The 17,853-nt window shown below is 70.4% G+C and carries 8 protein-coding genes and 1 pseudogene; 5 read left to right on the plus strand and 4 right to left on the minus strand.

Annotation, left to right across the window (positions count from 1 at the left end; all coding sequences use genetic code 11):
* The 3 genes from IEZ00_RS27285 to IEZ00_RS27295 form a co-directional block, all read right to left on the minus strand.
* Window positions 1-9,512: non-ribosomal peptide synthetase (locus IEZ00_RS27285; protein WP_189226196.1), on the minus strand; the 9,512-nt coding region annotated here is incomplete at its 3' end.
* Between the two features lies 1 nt (window position 9,513).
* On the minus strand, window positions 9,514-9,765 hold the full coding sequence (locus IEZ00_RS27290; protein WP_189226197.1) for an acyl carrier protein: 252 nt from the start codon (window positions 9,763-9,765) through the stop codon (window positions 9,514-9,516).
* Complete coding sequence (locus IEZ00_RS27295; protein ID WP_189226198.1) at window positions 9,762-11,513, minus strand: fatty acyl-AMP ligase; 1,752 nt, start codon at window positions 11,511-11,513, stop codon at window positions 9,762-9,764. The genes IEZ00_RS27290 and IEZ00_RS27295 overlap by 4 nt, the downstream gene beginning before the upstream one ends.
* A 166-nt stretch (window positions 11,514-11,679) precedes the next feature.
* Between IEZ00_RS27295 and IEZ00_RS27300 the strand changes: the two genes are divergently transcribed.
* The 5 genes and pseudogenes from IEZ00_RS27300 (at window position 11,680) to aspS (ending at window position 16,986) form a co-directional block, all read left to right on the plus strand.
* Window positions 11,680-13,245: a tryptophan halogenase family protein gene (locus IEZ00_RS27300; RefSeq protein ID WP_189226199.1), complete on the plus strand. Its 1,566-nt coding sequence runs from the start codon at window positions 11,680-11,682 to the stop codon at window positions 13,243-13,245.
* Between the two features lie 6 nt (window positions 13,246-13,251).
* On the plus strand, window positions 13,252-14,544 hold the full coding sequence (locus tag IEZ00_RS27305) for a cation:proton antiporter (RefSeq protein WP_189226200.1): 1,293 nt from the start codon (window positions 13,252-13,254) through the stop codon (window positions 14,542-14,544).
* Window positions 14,541-15,026, plus strand: coding sequence for a flavin reductase family protein (locus IEZ00_RS27310; protein WP_189226201.1), 486 nt, complete (start codon window positions 14,541-14,543; stop codon window positions 15,024-15,026). Before IEZ00_RS27305 ends, IEZ00_RS27310 begins: the two co-directional genes overlap by 4 nt.
* Window positions 15,027-15,205: 179 nt before the next feature.
* Window positions 15,206-15,433: pseudogene (locus IEZ00_RS27315) on the plus strand (transposase); the annotation flags it as partial.
* A gap of 245 nt (window positions 15,434-15,678) precedes the next feature.
* A complete protein-coding gene (aspS, locus tag IEZ00_RS27320) occupies window positions 15,679-16,986 on the plus strand; it encodes an aspartate--tRNA(Asn) ligase (protein WP_189226202.1) in 1,308 nt (435 codons plus the stop codon).
* A gap of 99 nt (window positions 16,987-17,085) precedes the next feature.
* Here aspS and IEZ00_RS27325 read toward each other — a convergent pair whose 3' ends face one another.
* Window positions 17,086-17,454 (minus strand): hypothetical protein, encoded by a 369-nt coding sequence (locus IEZ00_RS27325; RefSeq protein WP_189226203.1) that lies wholly within the window; start codon window positions 17,452-17,454, stop codon window positions 17,086-17,088.
* Window positions 17,455-17,853 lie beyond the last annotated feature (399 nt).

Raw genomic sequence — 17,853 nt, forward strand, 5'->3', positions numbered from 1 at the left:
ATGTCGAACGCGTACCGGGCGGCGGCGACGAGCTCCGCGTCCAGCTGTTCACCGGTCACCTCCGCGACGTCGAGCACCGGTCGCACGGACGGCAGCACGACTTGGTGCGCGCCCCCATCGTCGGCGACGAGCACGGTGCGCAGCGTCTCGTGCCGCCACACGACGTCACTGAGCGCTAGTTCCAGCGCCGCCCGGTCGAGGTCGCCGGACAACCGCAGCGCGGCGGCGATGTTGTAGCCTGGGTTCGGGCCGTGCAGCTCGTGCAGCACCCACAAACGTTGCTGAGAAGCGGACAACGGCACGCGATCCGGCCGTTGCCGCCGCACGATCGCTGCACGATCGGACGACTCGGACGGCAACACGTCGTACAGCGCACGGACGGTCGTGTGCTCGAACAGGCTGCGGATCGGCACCTCGACCCCGAACGCCGAGCGCAGGCGGCTCACGAGCTTCGTCACGAGCAGCGAGTGCCCACCCAGCGCGAAGAAGTCGTCCTCGACGCCGACCGACGGCACCCCGAGCACCTCGGCGAAAACCCGGCACAGCACCGCTTCCCTGCTGTCACGCGGCTCCGCGGTGCCCACGTGGATCTCCGGCGCAGGCAGCGCCTTGCGGTCCAGCTTCCCGTTCCCGCTCAGCGGCAGCTCGTCCAGCACCACGAACGCCGACGGCACCATGTGGTCGGGCAGCACCTCGCGCAGCGACTCCCGCGCAGGCGGCGTGCCGACGACGTAGCCCACCAGCCGGTCGCCGTCCCGCAACACCACCGCGGCCTCGGTCACCCCCGGCGACCGCAGCAACGCCGACTCGATCTCGCCCAGCTCAACCCGCTGACCGCGGATCTTGACCTGGTCATCGGTGCGTCCCAGGTACTCCAGGTACCCGCCGGTGCTCCAGCGCGCGAGGTCACCGGTCCGGTACATCCGGCCACCGAAGGGCGATGCGACGAACCGCTCCGCGGTGAGCCCCGGCCGTCCGGCGTACCCTCGCGCGAGCTGCACACCCTCGAGGTAGAGCTCGCCCCGCACACCCGGCGGCACCGGGTGCAGGTGCCGGTCCAGCACGTGGACCCGCGTGTTCCACACCGGACGGCCGATCGGCACCGGCGCGAGTCCCGTGTCGGCGGTGCACGGCCAATAGGTGACGTCGACCGACGCTTCCGTCGGCCCGTAGAGGTTGTGCAGCCCCCGGCCCAGAACCCGGTCGAACTGCGCCCGCAGCTCACCGGACAGCGCCTCACCGCTGCAGATCACCCGGCGCAGCCCGGTGCAGGACGCGGCGGCCGGTTCGGCGAGGAACGCCTGCAACATCGACGGCACGAAGTGGACGGTCGTGATCCGCTCCCGCTTGATGATCTCGGCGAGGTACGCCGGGTCGCGGTGCCCGTCCGGCTTCGCGAGGACGAGCACGGCACCGGTGATCAGCGGCCAGAAGAACTCCCACACCGACACGTCGAACCCGGCGGGGGTCTTCTGCAGCACGCGGTCCACGCTCGTCAGGCAGTACTCGTGCTGCATCCACGCGAGCCGGTTCACGATGCCGGAGTGCGGCACGACCACGCCCTTGGGTCTGCCGGTCGAGCCGGACGTGTAGATCACGTAGGCCGCGTTGCCGGGCAGCACGTCGGACCGCACCGGCGAGTCGTCCTGCGCCAGCAGCTCGTCGCGCACGGCCGGGCTGTCGAGCATGAGCGCGCCGTCCATCGGCGCGGCCGAGGTCGTGACGACCAGCGCGGGCTTGGCGTCGGCGAGCACGAACGCGTTGCGGTCGGCCGGGTGGCCGGGGTCGATCGGCAGGTACGCCGCACCGGCCTTGTGCGTGGCGAGCAACGCGATGACCAGCTCGGGCGAGCGTGGCGCGGCGACCGCGACCACCGTGTCCGGCCCCGCTCCGCGCGCGACGAGCAGCCGGGCGAGCCGGTTCGCTCGCCGGTCCAGCTCCGCGTAGCTCAGCGTGGTGTCCTCGAACACCAGCGCAGGCGCGCGGGGCGTGCTGGCTACCTGAGCGGAGAACTGGTCGGCGAGCGTCGTCATGGCGACGCGGTGCGCGGTGGCGTTCCACGACTTCAGCAACCGCGTGCGCTCGCCGAGCGCGAGCACGTCCATCCGCGAGATCCGCACGTCCGGTGCGATGGCGTCCAGCACCCGCAGCAGCCGCTCGGTGAAGATCTGCGCGGTGAGCCGGTCGTAGAGATCGGTGCTGTACAGCAGGACTCCGCGCAGGCCGCCGTCCTGCTGCTCGCCGAAGCCGAAGAGCAGGTCGAACTTCGCCACGCCCGCATCGGTGACCTCGGGCCGGATCTTCGTGCCCAGCCGGTCGCTCAACGCCGCCGCGGTGCCGTCCTGGTCGGAGTTGTCGAACGTCAGCATCACCTGGAACAGCGGGTGCCGCGACATCGAGCGCTCCGGTGCGACCACCTCGACCAGGCGCTCGAACGGGACGTCCTGGTGGGCGAACGCCGCCAGGTCGCCTTCCCTGACCCTGGCCACGAGCTCGCCGAACGTCGGATCGCCGGACAGATCGGTGCGCAGCACGAGCGAGTTCACGAAGAACCCGACCAGCCGCTCGACCCCTTCGTCGGTGCGACCGGCGACCGGCGTGCCGATCGGGACGTCCGTCCCGCCGCTCAACCGGCCGAGCAGCACCGCCAGCGCGGCCTGCACCACCATGAACTCGGTGGCGTCGAACGACCGCGCGAGCTCGGCGATCCGCGACCGCACCGAGGCGGGCACGCTGAACTCGAACCGGCCACCGCGGTACGACGACACCGCCGGGCGCGGCCGGTCAGCCGGGATCTCCAGCTCTACCGGGATTCCCCGCAACGCTTCCGCCCAGTACGCCACCTGACGCGAGGCAAGGCTCGCGGGGTCGTCCTCGGAGCCGAGCAGCTCCCGTTGCCACACGGCGTAGTCCGCGTACTGGGCGGGCAGCGGCGACCACTGCGGGGCCACGCCCGCCGAACGCGCGCTGTATGCCGTGGCGACGTCGTTCGCGAGCACCGGCAGGGAAGCGCCATCACCGGCGACGTGGTGCAGCACGAACAACAGCAGCTGTTCGCCCCCCAGGTCGAACAGGTGCGTGCGCAGCATGACGTCCGAGGTCAGGTCGAACGGCTCGGCGCAGGCCACGGACACCAGTCGCGCGAGCTCGGCCTTCGCCGCCCGCACGACGGAGAACGGCACGTCCCGGCGATCGAGGATCACCTGGTACGGGCCTTCCGCGTCCTCGCGCAGCACGGTGCGGAGCACCTCGTGCCGCTGCACGACGTCACGAACGGCCCACTCCAGCACGTCCGCGTTCAGCGTGCCGGACACCCGCAGGGCGAACGACATCGTGTAGGTGTCGCTCGGACCCTCCAGCCGGTCGAGGAACCAGAGCCGCTGCTGGGCGAAGGACAACGGCAACCGCTCCGGCCGCGCGAGCGAGCCGATGCGCGGCCGCGACGACCCGGCGCTCTCCCCTACCACGGCCGCGAGCCCGGCCACGGTCGGTGTCTTGAACAGCTGGCGGATCGTCAGCTCCACGCCGAACACCGTGCGGATCCGGGCCACCAGCGCGGTGCCGAGCAGCGAGTGCCCGCCGAGGTGGAAGAAGTTGTCGTCGACGCCCACTGATGTCAGGCCGAGCACCTCCGCGAACAGTCCGCAAAGGATCTCCTCGCGCGGGTCGCGAGGGCCGCGCCCCTCGGTGGCGGTCACCTCGGGCGCAGGCAGCGCGGCGCGCTTCACCTTGCCGGACAGGTCGACCGGCAGTTCGACGAGGAACACGAACGCGCCGGGCACCATGTGATCGGGCAGCACCCCGCCGAGGTGCTCGCGCAGCTGCGAGACCGCGGGCCGCGGTCCCTCCGCGACGACGTACGCGACGAGCCTGCGCTCACCTCGGTCCTCGCGCAGCACGACGACGCACTGCCGGACGTGGGGGTGCGCACCGAGCGCGGCCTCGACCTCGCCGAGCTCGATCCGGAACCCGCGCAGCTTCACCTGGTCGTCGGCGCGGCCGAGGTACTCCAGTTCCCCGGTGCGGTCCCAGCGCACGACGTCACCGGTGCGGTACAGCCTGCCCTCGGCGAACGGGTTGGCCACGAACCGTTCCGCGGTCAGCGCCGGGCGGCGGAGGTAACCGCGCGCCAGCCCGAGTCCCGCGAGGTACAGCTCGCCGGGAACCCCTTGCGGCACCGGCCTCAACCGTTCGTCGAGCACGTACGCCCGTGTGTTGGCCGACGGCGTGCCGATCGTCACCCGGCCCTCCGGCCGCAGCCGGGACCAGGTCGCGTCGACGGTGTTCTCGGTGGGGCCGTAGGCGTTGAACATCGGGTGCGCCGCCGCCCAGCGCGCGACCAGGCCGGGGTTCGACGCCTCACCGGCGACGATCACCGCGAGGCCCGCCGGCACGTCGTCCGGTGACATCACCGCGAGTGCGGCGGGCGGGATGGTGGCGTGCGTGATGCGGCGCTCGCGGAGGAACCGGGCCAGCGGTTCGCCGGGTGCGCGCTCGTCCGCCGAGGGCACGACCAGCGTCGCGCCGGACAGCAACGCCATGCAGATCTCGGAGACCGACGCGTCGAACCCGATGGACGCGAACTGCAGCACCCGGCTGTCCGGCGTGACGCCGAACGCCTCGATCTGCGTGGCGGCGAGGCTCGACAGGCCGACGTGCGAGACGACGACGCCCTTCGGCTTGCCCGTCGAGCCGGATGTGTAGATCACGTACGCCGGGTGCCGCGGATCGTGCCGGATGACCTGGCCCGCAGTGGTCTCAGCGCTCTCCGCCAGCCACTCCGGCGTGATCGTCAACGCGGGTCCGGCGTCCTCGAGGATCGTGCGCACCCGGCCCGCCGGGGTGTCCGGGTCGATCGGCAGGTAGGCGGCACCGGTCTTGAGCACGCCCAGCACCGCGGCGATCAGGTCGGCCGACCGCGGCAACGAGAGCGCCACCACCGTCTCCGGCCCAGCGCCCGCGGCGGCCAGCCGACTGGCGATCCAGGCGGCACGCTCGTCGAGTTCAGCGTAGCTGAGCGACACGGCGCCGTGCTCGACGGCGATCCGTTCCGGACCGAGCCGGACCTGTTCGGCGAACAGGTCCGGCAGCGGTCGGACCCGCACGGCACGTGCCGTGTCGTTGCGCTCCTCGACCGTCAGCCTGCGTTCGGCAGGCAGCAGCACGTCGATGTCGCCGACGCGCCGTGAGGGGTCGGTGGTCACCGAACCGAGCACCTGGGCCAGGCGGTCCACGAGGAGCAGTGCGGTCTCCGGGTCGAACAGGTCGGTGCTGATCCGGATGCCGCCGTTCATGCCGGCGGGATCGCCGCCTGCGGTGAAGTTCTCGCCCAGATCGATGGACAGGTCGAACTCCGCGCCGCCGGGGTCGGCGTCCAGCAGCGAGACCTCGAGGCCGGGCAACGCGTTCAGCGCGTTGATGCCGTCCTGGCGGAACGTGTTCTGGTAGCTGAGCATCACCTGGAACAGGGGGTGCCTGGCGAGCGACCGGTCGGGCGCGAGCACCTCGACGAGCTGCTCGAACGGCACGTCCTGGTGCGCGTACGCGGCCAGGTTGGTCTCCTGCACCCGTGCCAGCAGCTCGCGGAACCGCGGGTTTCCCGACGTGTCGGTGCGCAGGACGATCGTGTTGACGAACACGCCGACCAGGTCTTCCACCACGTCGGCGGTGCGTCCCGCGATCGGCGATCCGATCGGGATGTCCGTGCCCGCCCCCATGCGGGTGAGCAGCACGGCCATCGCCGCCTGCAACACCATGAACACGCTGGTGTTCGTCTCCTTGGCGAGGGCGGTGACGGCACCGTGCAATGACGCGGGCAGTTCGAACTCGATGCGCCGGCCGCGGTGCGAGGCGACGGCGGGACGAGGCCGGTCGACGGGCAGGGCCAGCTCGTCCGGCACCCCCGCGAGCGCGGTCTTCCAGAACTCGATCTGCTTGCTGATCAGGCTGTCCGGGTCGCGGTCGGAACCGAGCGCCTCGCGCTGCCACAACGCGTAGTCCGCGTACTGCACCGGCAGTGGCGGCCAGCCCGGCTCCGCACCGGTGGACCTGGCCGCGTACGCCGTGCTGACGTCGCGCACGAGCCGGTCCATCGACCAGCCGTCACCGGCGATGTGGTGCACGACGAGCAGCAGCACGTGCTCGTTGTCACCGAGCGCGAACAGGAACGCGCGCAGCGGGGTGTCTGCGGTCAGGTCGTACGGCCTGCGCGCGGCCGTACGTGCCTCGTCCAGCACGGTGTCCTTCGTGGACTCGATGACCGGCAGCTCCGGTACGAACGGGTCCAGCACGACCTGGGTCAGGTCGGTGCCGTCGCGCAGCACCGTGCGCAGGGCCTCGTGCCGGGCGATGACGTCGGTCAGCGCGGCCAGCAGGGCCTCCCGGTCGAGCCGGCCGGAGATCCGCAGTGCGGCCGGGATGTTGTAGGTCGCACCGGTCTCGTCGAGCCGGTCGAGGATCCACCAGCGGTGCTGCGCGAACGACACGGGCAGCGGGTCCGGGCGCTCCCACGGTCCGGTGAGCCGCGGCACGGAACTGGACTCCTCGCCCAGCGCCTGCGCGAGCGCGGCCACGGTCGGCGTCGCGAACAGCTGCCGCAGCGGCAGTTCGACGTCCAAAGTGGACCTGATCCGGGTTATGAGCTGCGTCGCCAGCAGCGAGTGCCCGCCGAGCTGGAAGAAGTCGGCGTCCACGCCGACGGTCCGGACACCGAGCACCTCGGCGAAGAGCGCGCAGAGCACCTCTTCGCGCGGAGTGCTCGCCGCACGACCACCCGCCACCTCGAACCGCGGCGCGGGCAGGGCGCGCCGGTTCAGCTTTCCGTTGCGTGTCAACGGCAGCCCGTCCAGCGTGATCAGCGCCGATGGCACCATGTGCTCCGGCAGCCGAGCGGTGAGCCACTCGCGCAGATCGCCGGGTTCGCCGACGACGTACCCGACCAACCGCTGATCTCCCGGTCGATCCTCGCGGACGACCACCGCGGCGCTCAGCACGTCCGGGTGCGCGATCAGCGCGGCCTCGATCTCGCCGAGCTCGATCCGGAACCCGCGCAGCTTCACCTGGTCGTCCGCTCGCCCGGCGAACTCGACGACACCGGCCGCGGTCCAGCGCGCGAGGTCACCGGTGCGGTACATCCGCGCGCCCTCCGGGCCGAACGGGTCGGCGACGAACCGTTCGGACGTCAGACCAGGCCGCCGCCAGTACCCGCGGGCGAGCACAGCGCCGGAGACGTACAGCTCGCCCGTGACCCCGATGGGCGCGGGCTGCAGGCAGCCGTCGAGCACGTACGCCCGCGTGTTCCAGAACGGCTTGCCGATCGGCACCGGCCCGTCCGGCACCACGGCACCGGCAGGGAGGTGGAAGTCGAGGCAGTTGACCGTCGCCTCGGTCGGGCCGTAGGCGTTGCACACCACCACGTCCGGGTGCCGCTCGCGCCACCCGGCGAGCTTGTGCCCGGTCAGGGCCTCACCGCCGATCACCAGCATCCCACTCGGGGAAGCGTTGTCCGGCAACGACTCCAGCATCCCGAGGTGGCTCGGCGTGACCTTCATGAACGTCGGGTCGGCTCCGCGCACCCCGTCCTCGGTAAGCTCGGCGATGCGCACCGCACCACCGGATACCAGCGGCGTGTACAGCGCGGTGACCGTGAGGTCGAACGACAGCGGCGAGTGCAGCATCGACGACCCGCCTGCGGCCGGGTAGACCTCGCGGGCCCGCACCAGGTAGTCGCCGAGCGATCGGTGCTCCACCACGACGCCCTTGGGCCTGCCCGTCGACCCGGACGTGTAGATCACGTACGCCGCGTCGCCGCGCAACGGGAAGGACAGCTCGGCCTCCACCGGCTCGGTCATGCCCGCCAGCACGTCCGGCGTCACCACGAGAACGGGATCGGTGTCGTCGAGGACGTACCGCATCCGCTCGGCGGGCTCGCCAGGCTCGATCGGCAGGTACGCGGCACCGGACCGCAGCACGGCGAGCAGCGTCACCACGGCGTCGACCGATCGAGGCAGCACCACCGCGACGAACGTGCCGGGGCGGGCACCGCGTGCGACCAGCCGCCTGGCCAGGTCGTCCACGCGCTCGCCCAGCTCGCGGTAGGTCAGGTTGTCCTCGCCACAGGCCAGCGCGGTCGCGTCCGGCGTCGCCGCGATCTGCTCCGCCAGCAGCTCGGGCAGCGTCGTCCGGCGGACCTGGCGCGTGGTGTCGTTCCACTCGACCAGCAGCCGGTGCAGTTCGGCGGGGTCGAGCAGGCTGACCGCGCCGATGGGCGTGGTGGAGCAGGCGAGCACGCCGTCGAGGAAGCGCAGGAACCGGTCGCGGTGCGCGCGCACCTCGTCGCGGGTGTAGCGGCCGGGGTTGGCGTCGAAGTCGACCCGCAGGCCGCTCACGCCGTCCGAGGTCCCGTAGACGTGCGCGGAGAGGTCCTTGACCCGGCCCGTGGAGAGCTGCCGGGCGACGACCGCCTGGCCCGCGAAGTCGACGGTCTGATCGAATGTCACGAGGTTCACGACCGGTCCGGTGACCGGGCCGCCCAGTGCGGCCTGCAGCTCGTCACCGGAGTACCGCTGGTGCCGCACCGCCTCGGTGAGCTGTGCGGCGGTCTGCTCCACGAGCTGCTCGAACGTCGCAGCGGGCCGCACGACCAGCCGCACCGGCACCTCGTTGGCCAGCATCGCCGGTGTCCGCAGCGCGAGAGGGGAGGTCCGCGCGGACACGGGCAGGCCGAGGACGATGTCGGTGCGGCCGGTCATGCGGTGCAGATAGGCGGCCATCGCCGCCACGAACACAGTCGTCCACCGGGTGCGCGCCCCGGCAGCGACCTCGCGCATCAGCTCGGACCGCGGGTCGGACAACCAGGTCGTCAGCGTGAGGTCGCTGTGCCCAGGAGCGGCCTGCCGGTCGGAAAGAGTGACAGGATCGGCGTCGTGGGCGAACTGGTCGAGCCAGTAGGCGCGGTCGCGGTCGTACCGCTGGGACGCCCCGTACTTCTCCGCCTCTGCCGTTACGTCCGCGAGCGCGCCGAATCCAGCGGCGGGCACGTCCTCGCCGTCGGACAGCGCGGTGTAGACCTCGGCGATGCGACGGCAGTGCAGGGTCTGACCCCAGCCGTCGAGCACGATGTGGTGGTACCGGAAGTAGAGCAGATACCGCTGTGCGTCAAGGCGGATCAGCGCGTGCGCGAACAGCGGCCCGGTGGCGAGGTCGACCGCGACCGAGAGATCGCCGCGCATCCACCGGCTGGCCGCGCTCTGCGGGTCCTCCGCGTCGCCGAGGTCCACGAACCGCAGCTCCGGGACGTCGGCGAGCGGCACCTGGCGCACGCCGCCGGTGTCCTCGACGAACCGCACGCGCATCGACTCCGTGTCATCGACGGCGCGCGCCACCGCCCTGGCGAGCAGCGACGGCGACACCGGCCCGTCGAGTTCGAAGCAGACACCGCAGTTGTACAGCGGGCTCTCCGGCGCCTTCTGCTGAGCCAGCCACACCCCCAGCTGCGCATCGGTCAGGTTCATCTCAGCCTGCGCTCTCGTCAGCAGTCCGGCTCAGCTCACCGGTGAGGAAGGTGGCCAGCTCGTCGATGGTCGGGTGGTCCCAGGTGACGGCGGGGTCCACGACCAGGCCCCACTCGTCCTCGATCGCGGCGGCCAGACCCATCGCGTGCACCGAGTCCAGGCCGTACTCGGCGAGCAGCACGTCCGAGCGCACCACCGGGTGTCCCAAGTGGACCGACACCTGGTCGGTCAGCCACTGCTTGACGTCGCTCATGCCTGGTACTCCGCATCCAGATCCGACTGGAGGAACAGCTCGCGCATCTGCGAGCGCATGACCTTGCCGCTGGTGGTGCGCCGGACTCCGCCGCGGCGCAGCAGCGCGAGCCCGCCCACCTGCACGCCGAACTCGCGCGCGACCGTCTGCTTCATCCGCTGAGCGAGGTCGCGCAACGCCGCCTCGTCCTGGCGGCCTTGGACCTCGTGGGTGACGACGAGTTCGGTGTCGACCGTGAAGACCGCGCCGACGTTGCCCAGCTCGGGGTGCTGCGCGCGCAGCTCGTGCTCGATGTCCTGCGGGTAGAGGTTGCGCCCGCGGACGATCATCATGTCCTTGAGCCGCCCGGTGATGTAGAGGTCACCCTCGTGCACCGTGCCGAGGTCACCGGTGCGCAGGAAACCCGGGTCACCACAAGCCGTCTCGGCCAGGAAGGTCCGCGCTGTCGCCTCGGGCTTGCGCCAGTAGCCGCGTGCCACGTTGGGTCCGCGCAGCCAGATCTCGCCGACCTTGCCGTCCGGCAGGACTTCACGCGTTCCGGGGTCGACGACGCGCACGTCGCTCAGCGGCGCGGCGCCGTTGCCTGCCAGCGCACGTCCGGTGGAAGACGGCACGAAGTCGTTGTGCGCCAAACGTTCCGGATCGATCACCGTGGTCTTCGGCGGCCGTGATCCGGTACCGGAGACGAACACCGTCGACTCGGCCAGGCCGTAGCACGGACACGCCGTCTCCTGCCGGAAACCCGCGGCCGCGAACCGTTCGGCGAACGCGGTGATCGTGGCGACGTGCACCGGCTCCGAGCCGTTCACCGCGTAGCGCCAGCGGGACAGGTCGAGTCCGGCGATCTGCTCGTCGGTGACCCGGCGGCAACACAGGTCGTACCCGAAGTTCGGCGCGGCGGACCAGCCGATGTCGTACCGGTCGATCATGGCGAGCCACTGGTGCGGCCGCTTGAGGAACGTCGTGGCGCTCATCAGGACGCAGGTCGTGCCGAGGAAGAGAGCGGGCAGAGTCTGCGCCATCAGGCCCATGTCGTGGTAGTGCGGTGCCCAGCCGCCGAACCGGGTGTCCGCGGGGATCTCCAGCGCGGTGATCATCGTGTGCGCGTTGACGAGCAGGTTCCCGTGCGTCACCACGACGCCCTTGGGGTCGCCGGTGGAGCCGGAGGTGTACTGCAGCAACGCGATCGTGTCGTGGTCCGCACGCGGCGCGGTCCACCGGGACGCGTCACCGAAGTGGTCCTCGTCGGTCGTGAGCACCGGCAGGTGGCCGATGCCTTCGGCGTGCGCCCACTCCCGGACGGTGCCTGCGTTCGCGGTGTCGGTGAGCACGACCGACACGTCCGCGTCCGCGGCGATCCCGCGCACCCTGCGGCGTTCGTGCGGGTAACGGCCGGGCAACGGCGCAGGCACCGCGACCACACCCGCGTAGAGGCAGCCGAGGAAGGCGACGATGAACTCGACCGGCGGGTACAGCAGCAACGCGCGGGACCCCGGCGGGAAGAGCTCGCCCAGGCGGGCCGCGATCGCCCGCGCCTCGGTGTCCACCTCGGCCCAGGACAGCCGCCGGACGGCCGCGAGGTCCTCGCCGACCCAGATCAGCGCATCCTGCTCCGGATGCCCGTCCACGTGTTCTCGCAACAACTCGACGGCATTGGCGCGACGCGTCAGATCAATCATCATCCACCGATTCCCCTCATCGCCCGACCGAAAGCGACGATCGCAGTGACGAAACTGGCAGTCAAGCAATCAAAGGGGCTCTCACCTGCCCATACGCCGACTGAACAGGATGATTAGGCCCAGCCGAAATGTGGCTGGGAGACGTCATTTCGCGACCGCTTAAGAGCATGGCCGACGCAATTGCGGAGACCTAGGCTCAGCTCGCCACACGTCGGGAGAAAATTAGGGAGCCGGTATGCGCAACCGAAAAGTCGTCATCGTCGGAGGCGGCACCGCGGGGTGGATGACCGCGTCCTACCTCAGGACCGCGTTCGGTGCGGGCGTCGACATCACGCTGATCGAGTCGGACAAGGTCAACACCGTCGGTGTGGGCGAGGCGACGTTCAGCGACATCCGGCACTTCTTCCAGTTCCTCGGACTGGAAGAGCAGGACTGGATGCCCGCCTGCAACGCCACGTACAAGTTAGCCGTGAGATTCGAGAACTGGCGCCGCCCAGGGCACCACTTCTACCACCCCTTCGAGCAGATGCGGTCGGTCAACGGGTTCCCGCTCGCCGACTGGTGGCTGCGGAACGGCCCGACGGACCGCTTCGACCGTGACTGCTTCGTCATGGCGGCCCTGTGCGACGAGGAGCGCAACCCGCGTCACCTCGACGGCAGGCTCATCGGCCAGGGCTTCTCCGAGAACGCGGAGGAGTTCGCCGGCCTCACGATGTCCGAGCACCAGGGCAAGACGCAGTTCCCGTACGCGTACCACTTCGAGGCGGCGCTGCTCGCCAAGTTCCTCACGAAGTTCGCGGTCGACCGCGGGGTGAGGCACCTCGTCGGCAACGTCGAGGACGTCGTGCTGAACCAGCAGGGCGACATCGACCACGTGCTCACCGCCGAGCACGGCGCGTTGCACGGCGACCTGTTCATCGACTGCACCGGCTTCCGCGGCCTGCTCATCAACAAGGCTCTGGAGGAGCCGTTCATCTCCTACTCCGACGTGCTGCCCAACGACAGCGCCGTGGCCCTGCAGGTGCCGCAGGACATGGAGAAGCGCGGCATCCGTCCGTGCACCACGGCGACCGCGCAGGACGCGGGCTGGATCTGGACGATCCCGCTGTACGGCCGCATCGGCACCGGCTACGTCTACGCGCGCGACTACCTCGAGCCGGAGCAGGCGGAGCGGGTGCTGCGCGAGTTCGTCGGCCCGGCCGCCGCCGAGGTCGAGGCCAACCACATCCGGATGCGCATCGGCCGCACCCGCAACGCGTGGACCCGCAACTGCGTCGCGATCGGCCTGTCCAGCGGCTTCGTCGAGCCGCTGGAGTCGACCGGCATCTTCTTCATCCATCACGCCATCGAGCAGCTCGTGAAGTACTTCCCCGGCCCTGGCTGGGAGCCGACGATGCGCACGATGTTCAACGACGCCATCCGGCACGTCATGGACGGCGTCCGCGAGTTCCTCTGCCTGCACTACCTCGCCGCGGCCCGCGACGACACGCAGTACTGGAAGGACACGAACACCCGCCGACTGCCCGACGGCCTCGCCGAGCGGCTGGAGCGCTGGCAGGTCCAGCTGCCCGACAGCGAGAACGTCTTCCCGTACTACCACGGCCTTCCGCCGTACTCGTACATGTGCATCCTGCTCGGCATGGGCGGCATCGCCCTCAAGCCATCCGCCGCCCTGGCACTCGCCGACGACACCGCCGCGCTCAAGGAGTTCCAGTACATCCGTGACCGCGGCAGTGAGCTCATCGAGGCGCTCCCCACCCAGTACGACTACTTCACGCGCATGCGTCCGGGCGCACGGTAGGCCGTCATGGCGACGACTGCGCGCACCGATTCCCTGCGGGGTACGGCCACGATCGCGCTCGGACTCGGAGCCGTCGCCCTGCTCGTCTGGGCGCTCGGCGGTGACTCCGGCTCCACCGTGGACACCACGGGCAAGTTCATGATCACGGTGACGCTGGTGCTGCTGATGAGCCAGCTGTGCGGCCGGGCCGTGCGGTTGCTCCGGCAGCCGCCCGTGGTGGGCGAGGTGCTCGGGGGCCTGCTGCTCGGCCCGTCCGTGCTCGGCCTGCTCGCACCTTCCTTGCAGGAGTGGCTCTTCCCCGCACCGGTGAAGTCGGCGGTGCAGCTCACCGCTCAGCTCGGGCTGGTGGCGTTCATCTTCCTGCTGGGCTGGGAACAGGACGTGCGCAACCTGCGCTCGTCCGGACGGGCCGCCACCGTCGTCGCGGCGACCTGCCTGGTGATCCCGTTCGGCTCGGGGCTGCTGATCGGCGTGCCGCTGATGCCCGCGCTGCCGACCGCGTTCTTCCTCGCGCTGGCACTGAGCATCACCGCGCTACCGGTGCTGGCCCGCATCCTGCAGGACGTGGGGATGGCCGAGACACGGCTCGGCCGGATCGCGGTCAGCGCCGCGGTGCTCGACGACGCGGCCTGCTGGGCCGTGCTGGCGGCCATCCTGCCGTTCGCCGGCCAGCACTCCCGCTCGCCGTTGCTCACCCTGGCCGCCGGTGTCGCCCTGGTGGCGGTGCTGGTGTTCCTGGCCCGGCCACTGCTGGACGTCCTGCTGCGCACGGCATCCCAGTCGGCGGTGCTGACCGTCGCGGTCGCGGGCGCGCTGGGCACAGCGGCGATCACCGAGATGATGGGCTTGCACTCGATCCTGGGCGCGTTCCTGTTCGGGCTGGTGATGCCACGCCGTTCGGTGGACCAGGAGGCGACCACCCAGCGCATCAAGGGGTTCACGGTCGCAGTGCTGCTGCCGTTGTTCTTCGCCTACATCGGCATGAACACGTCGCTGCAGTCGATCTCCGGCCAGTGGGGCCTGCTCCTGCTGGTGCTCTTCGTCGCGGTCGCTTCGAAGTTCATCGGCGGTGCGCTGGGCGCACGGCTGGCCGGCCTCGACCGGCGCGAGGCCGGCGTCCTCGGCGTCCTGATGAACTGCCGCGGCATCACCGAGCTCGTGGTCGCGAACCTCGGGCTCGGCCTCGGCCTGATCGACGGGACGATGTTCGCGATCCTCGTGGTGGTCGCGTTGCTGACCACAGTCCTGACCACGCCCGCCCTGGGTCTCCTGAACAAACGGCAGGAGGTGTTCGCATGACCCAGCTCGTCGACACCGTCGACCAACGGCAGTTGCGCACCGCGCTCGGCCACTTCGCAACCGGCGTCGCCGTGGTGACGACGCTCGTGGACGGCGCCCCCATCGGCATGACGGTGAACTCGCTGTGCTCGGTGTCGCTGGCGCCACCGATGCTGTTGTTCTGCGTGGGACACCGATCCCAGCTGCACCCCCTGTTCGCGTCGGCGTCACACTTCGGCGTGCACGTGCTTTCCGCACGCCAGGAGGAGGTGTGCGAGCAGTTCGCCCGGCCCGGTCGTTCACGGTTCGGCGACCTGGAGTGGCAACCGGGACTCACCGGCGCTCCCCTCCTGCCGAACTCGTTGGTGACACTGGAATGTGCGGCGGAGCGCGTGATCCCGGCCGGGGACCACGACATCGTGCTGATGTCCGTGCAGCACCTGCACCCCCTGTGCGGCGACAGCCCGTTGCTGTTCTTCGCCGGCGCTGTGCGCGACCTCTGAGCAGGAGTTCGGTGCTCGCCGAAGATGCGGGGCCAGCGCCTCACCGATGCGGGCGAACTGGACGCGTGGGCGTCGACACGGCGTCCGGCGCGTTCTTGGCCATGGGCGCGCCGGTGATCCGTCCCGACGGCGTACTCCGGAGAATCAGGTCGAGATTCGTCTCGACCTGATTCTCCGTCGCGAAACCCACCGAGTGGGTCGCGGCGGCCCGCGCCGCCGATCTGCCGCACCTGCGCAGTCTCACCAACGGTCTCGAAATCAATCGGTCCGCTGTGGACGTTGCTCTTACCCCGCCCTATCACAACGGCCGCACTGAAGGCGTCAACAGCCGCACCAAGAGGACCATGAGGCAGATGCACGGACGCATCAGGGTCGACCTCCTCCGCCACCGCATCCTCTTGCCCTGACAGATACTCAGCGTCACCACCGACTACGGACCAGAGCCGCTCGTTTTACAGTCCCTCACGCGGTCGAGCTCGGCATCAGCCTGTTCAAGCAGCACCGAGCGGTGGCCACGCGATACGACAAGCTCGTCGTCCGCCACCGGGCCACCATCGACATCGCCGCCATCAATATCCGGCTACGCCACCTTTGAAACACGACCTAGGCTCGATCAGTCACCAGGCCAGGACACGACTGACAAGGATGTGCCATGCCCAGGACGCTCGTGAAGGATCTTGCCGCGCACATCGGTGAGCGGGTGACCGTCTACGGGTGGATCAACACCGCCCGCCTCCAGCGGAAGATGCAGTTCATCGTGCTCCGCGACCACACCGGCATGGTCCAAGTCACCAACAAGCGCACGGAGCCCCCGTCGGACGTCGAAGAAGCGCTGGAGTCCACCTCCATCGAATCGGCGGTCAAGATCAGCGGAACGGTCCTGGCGAACCCGGTCGTCAAGCTGGGCGGCCTGGAACTGGTCCCGGATTCGGTCGAAGTGGTGAACGCTGCGGTCGCCCCGCTGCCGATCAACGAGCAGACCGGCATCGACCAGCGGCTGGAATGGCGCTTCCTGGACCTGCGCAACCCGGCGCGGCACCTCATCTTCGACGTGCAGACCACGGTCGAGGAGGCCATGCGCGAATTCGCCTACGGCGAGGGCGCCACCGAGCTGCACACGCCGAAGTTCATGGGCACCGCGTCCGAGTCGGGCGCCGAGGTCTTCAAGGTCAAGTACTTCGACCGGTTCGCCTACCTGGCGCAGTCGCCGCAGTTATACAAGCAGATGGCGGTGTCCGGCGGGATCGACAAGGTCTTCGAGATCGGCCCGGTGTTCCGAGCCGAGCCGTCGTTCACCTCGCGGCACGCGACCGAGTTCATCAGCATCGACGTCGAGCTCGCCTGGATCGACGGCGTCGAGGACGTGATGAGCTTCGAGGAGCGGATGCTGGCGCGCGTGCTGGCCGCGGTCGCCGAGAAGCACGGCGACGCCATCCGCGAGCTGCTGGGCGTCGAGGTCGTGGTGCCGGAGCTGCCGTTCCCGCGGATCGCCATGCGCGAGGCCATCGAGCTGCTCACCGCGCAGGGCTGGAAGCCGGAGAAGAACAAAGGCGACCTCGACCCCGAGGGCGAGCGCTCCCTCTCCGCCCTGGTCCGCGAGCGCCACGGCCGCGAGTTCGTGTTCATCACGGACTTCCCGGCCAGCGTGCGGCCGTTCTACCACATGCGGCACGCCGACGACCCCACCCTGACCCACAGCTTCGACCTCCTCTGGAAGGGCATCGAGATCACCACCGGTGCCCAGCGCGAGCACCGCTACGACGTGCTGGTCAAGCAGGCCGAGGAGAAGGGCGTGGACACCGGCCCACTCGCCTCGTACCTGACCTCGTTCCGGTACGGCACCCCGCCGCACGGCGGCCTGGGCGCGGGCCTGAGCCGCATCCTGATGGTCATGCTCGGCCTGGACAGCATCCGCGAGTCGACCTTCCTGTTCCGCGGGCCGACCCGGTTGGAGCCGTAGGACGGCGGCCGGTCCTGGCCGGGCGCCCGGCCAGGACCGGCCCTCACGCCCGCACCAGTTCGACGGCCAGGGCCCGCTCGACCGCCTCGGCCGTGGCGATCACCTCCGGAAATTCGCGCCGCGGCCCACGAACCCGGCCAGGAACTGCCTGCGCGGTCGGCCGACCCGGTCCCCCGGCGTGAGGAACACCCGGATCGAGAACAGCCCGGCGAACCGCTCCCGCAGCCGCTCGACCGGGGTGTGCCCGAGCGCGACGAATTCGTCCTCGGGCGCGGGCATGATGCGGAACCACGCCACCCCGTCGAAGTCGGTCGACGGAGTGGGCCGCAGGCCCAGGGCGGTGCGGGCGACGTCGACGCCGTAGTCGTAGCCCACCGCGCGGAAGGCGGACTCCACCGGCCCGCCGGAGCGGGCGTTGACCTCGATGATCCGCGGCCCCCTCGGGGTCAACGCGATCTCGGTGTGCACCCGCCGTTGACCAGCCCGATCGCCTTGATCGCGCGGTCCGCGCAGTCCACCACCTCCCACTGCCGCGCGGCGGGCATCCGGTTGGGCAGCGCCAGGCCCTCCTCGATGCGGCCGTGGTGCTGCGCGAGCCGGTCGGACACGGCCAGGTGGACCACCTCGCCCGCCGACAGCAGGCTCTCCACGCTGCAGTAGTTCGCGTAGGGCGAGCCCGGTTCGCCGCGCAGCGGCATCCGCTCCTCCAGGACCACGAGCGGGTCCTGCCGCGGGAAACCCGCCCGCGCCGCGCTCAGGGCCGCGTACGCGCCGCCCAGGTCGGCCGGGTCCCGGATCACCGCGAACACCGGTGATGGCACGTCGTGCTCGGCGAACGCGAGGCGTTGGCGTGCCTTGGACTGCGCG

Origin of the sequence: Saccharothrix coeruleofusca (genome assembly GCF_014648515.1) — a bacterium.
In the GTDB taxonomy this organism is placed as follows: Bacteria; Actinomycetota; Actinomycetes; order Mycobacteriales; family Pseudonocardiaceae; genus Actinosynnema; species Actinosynnema coeruleofuscum.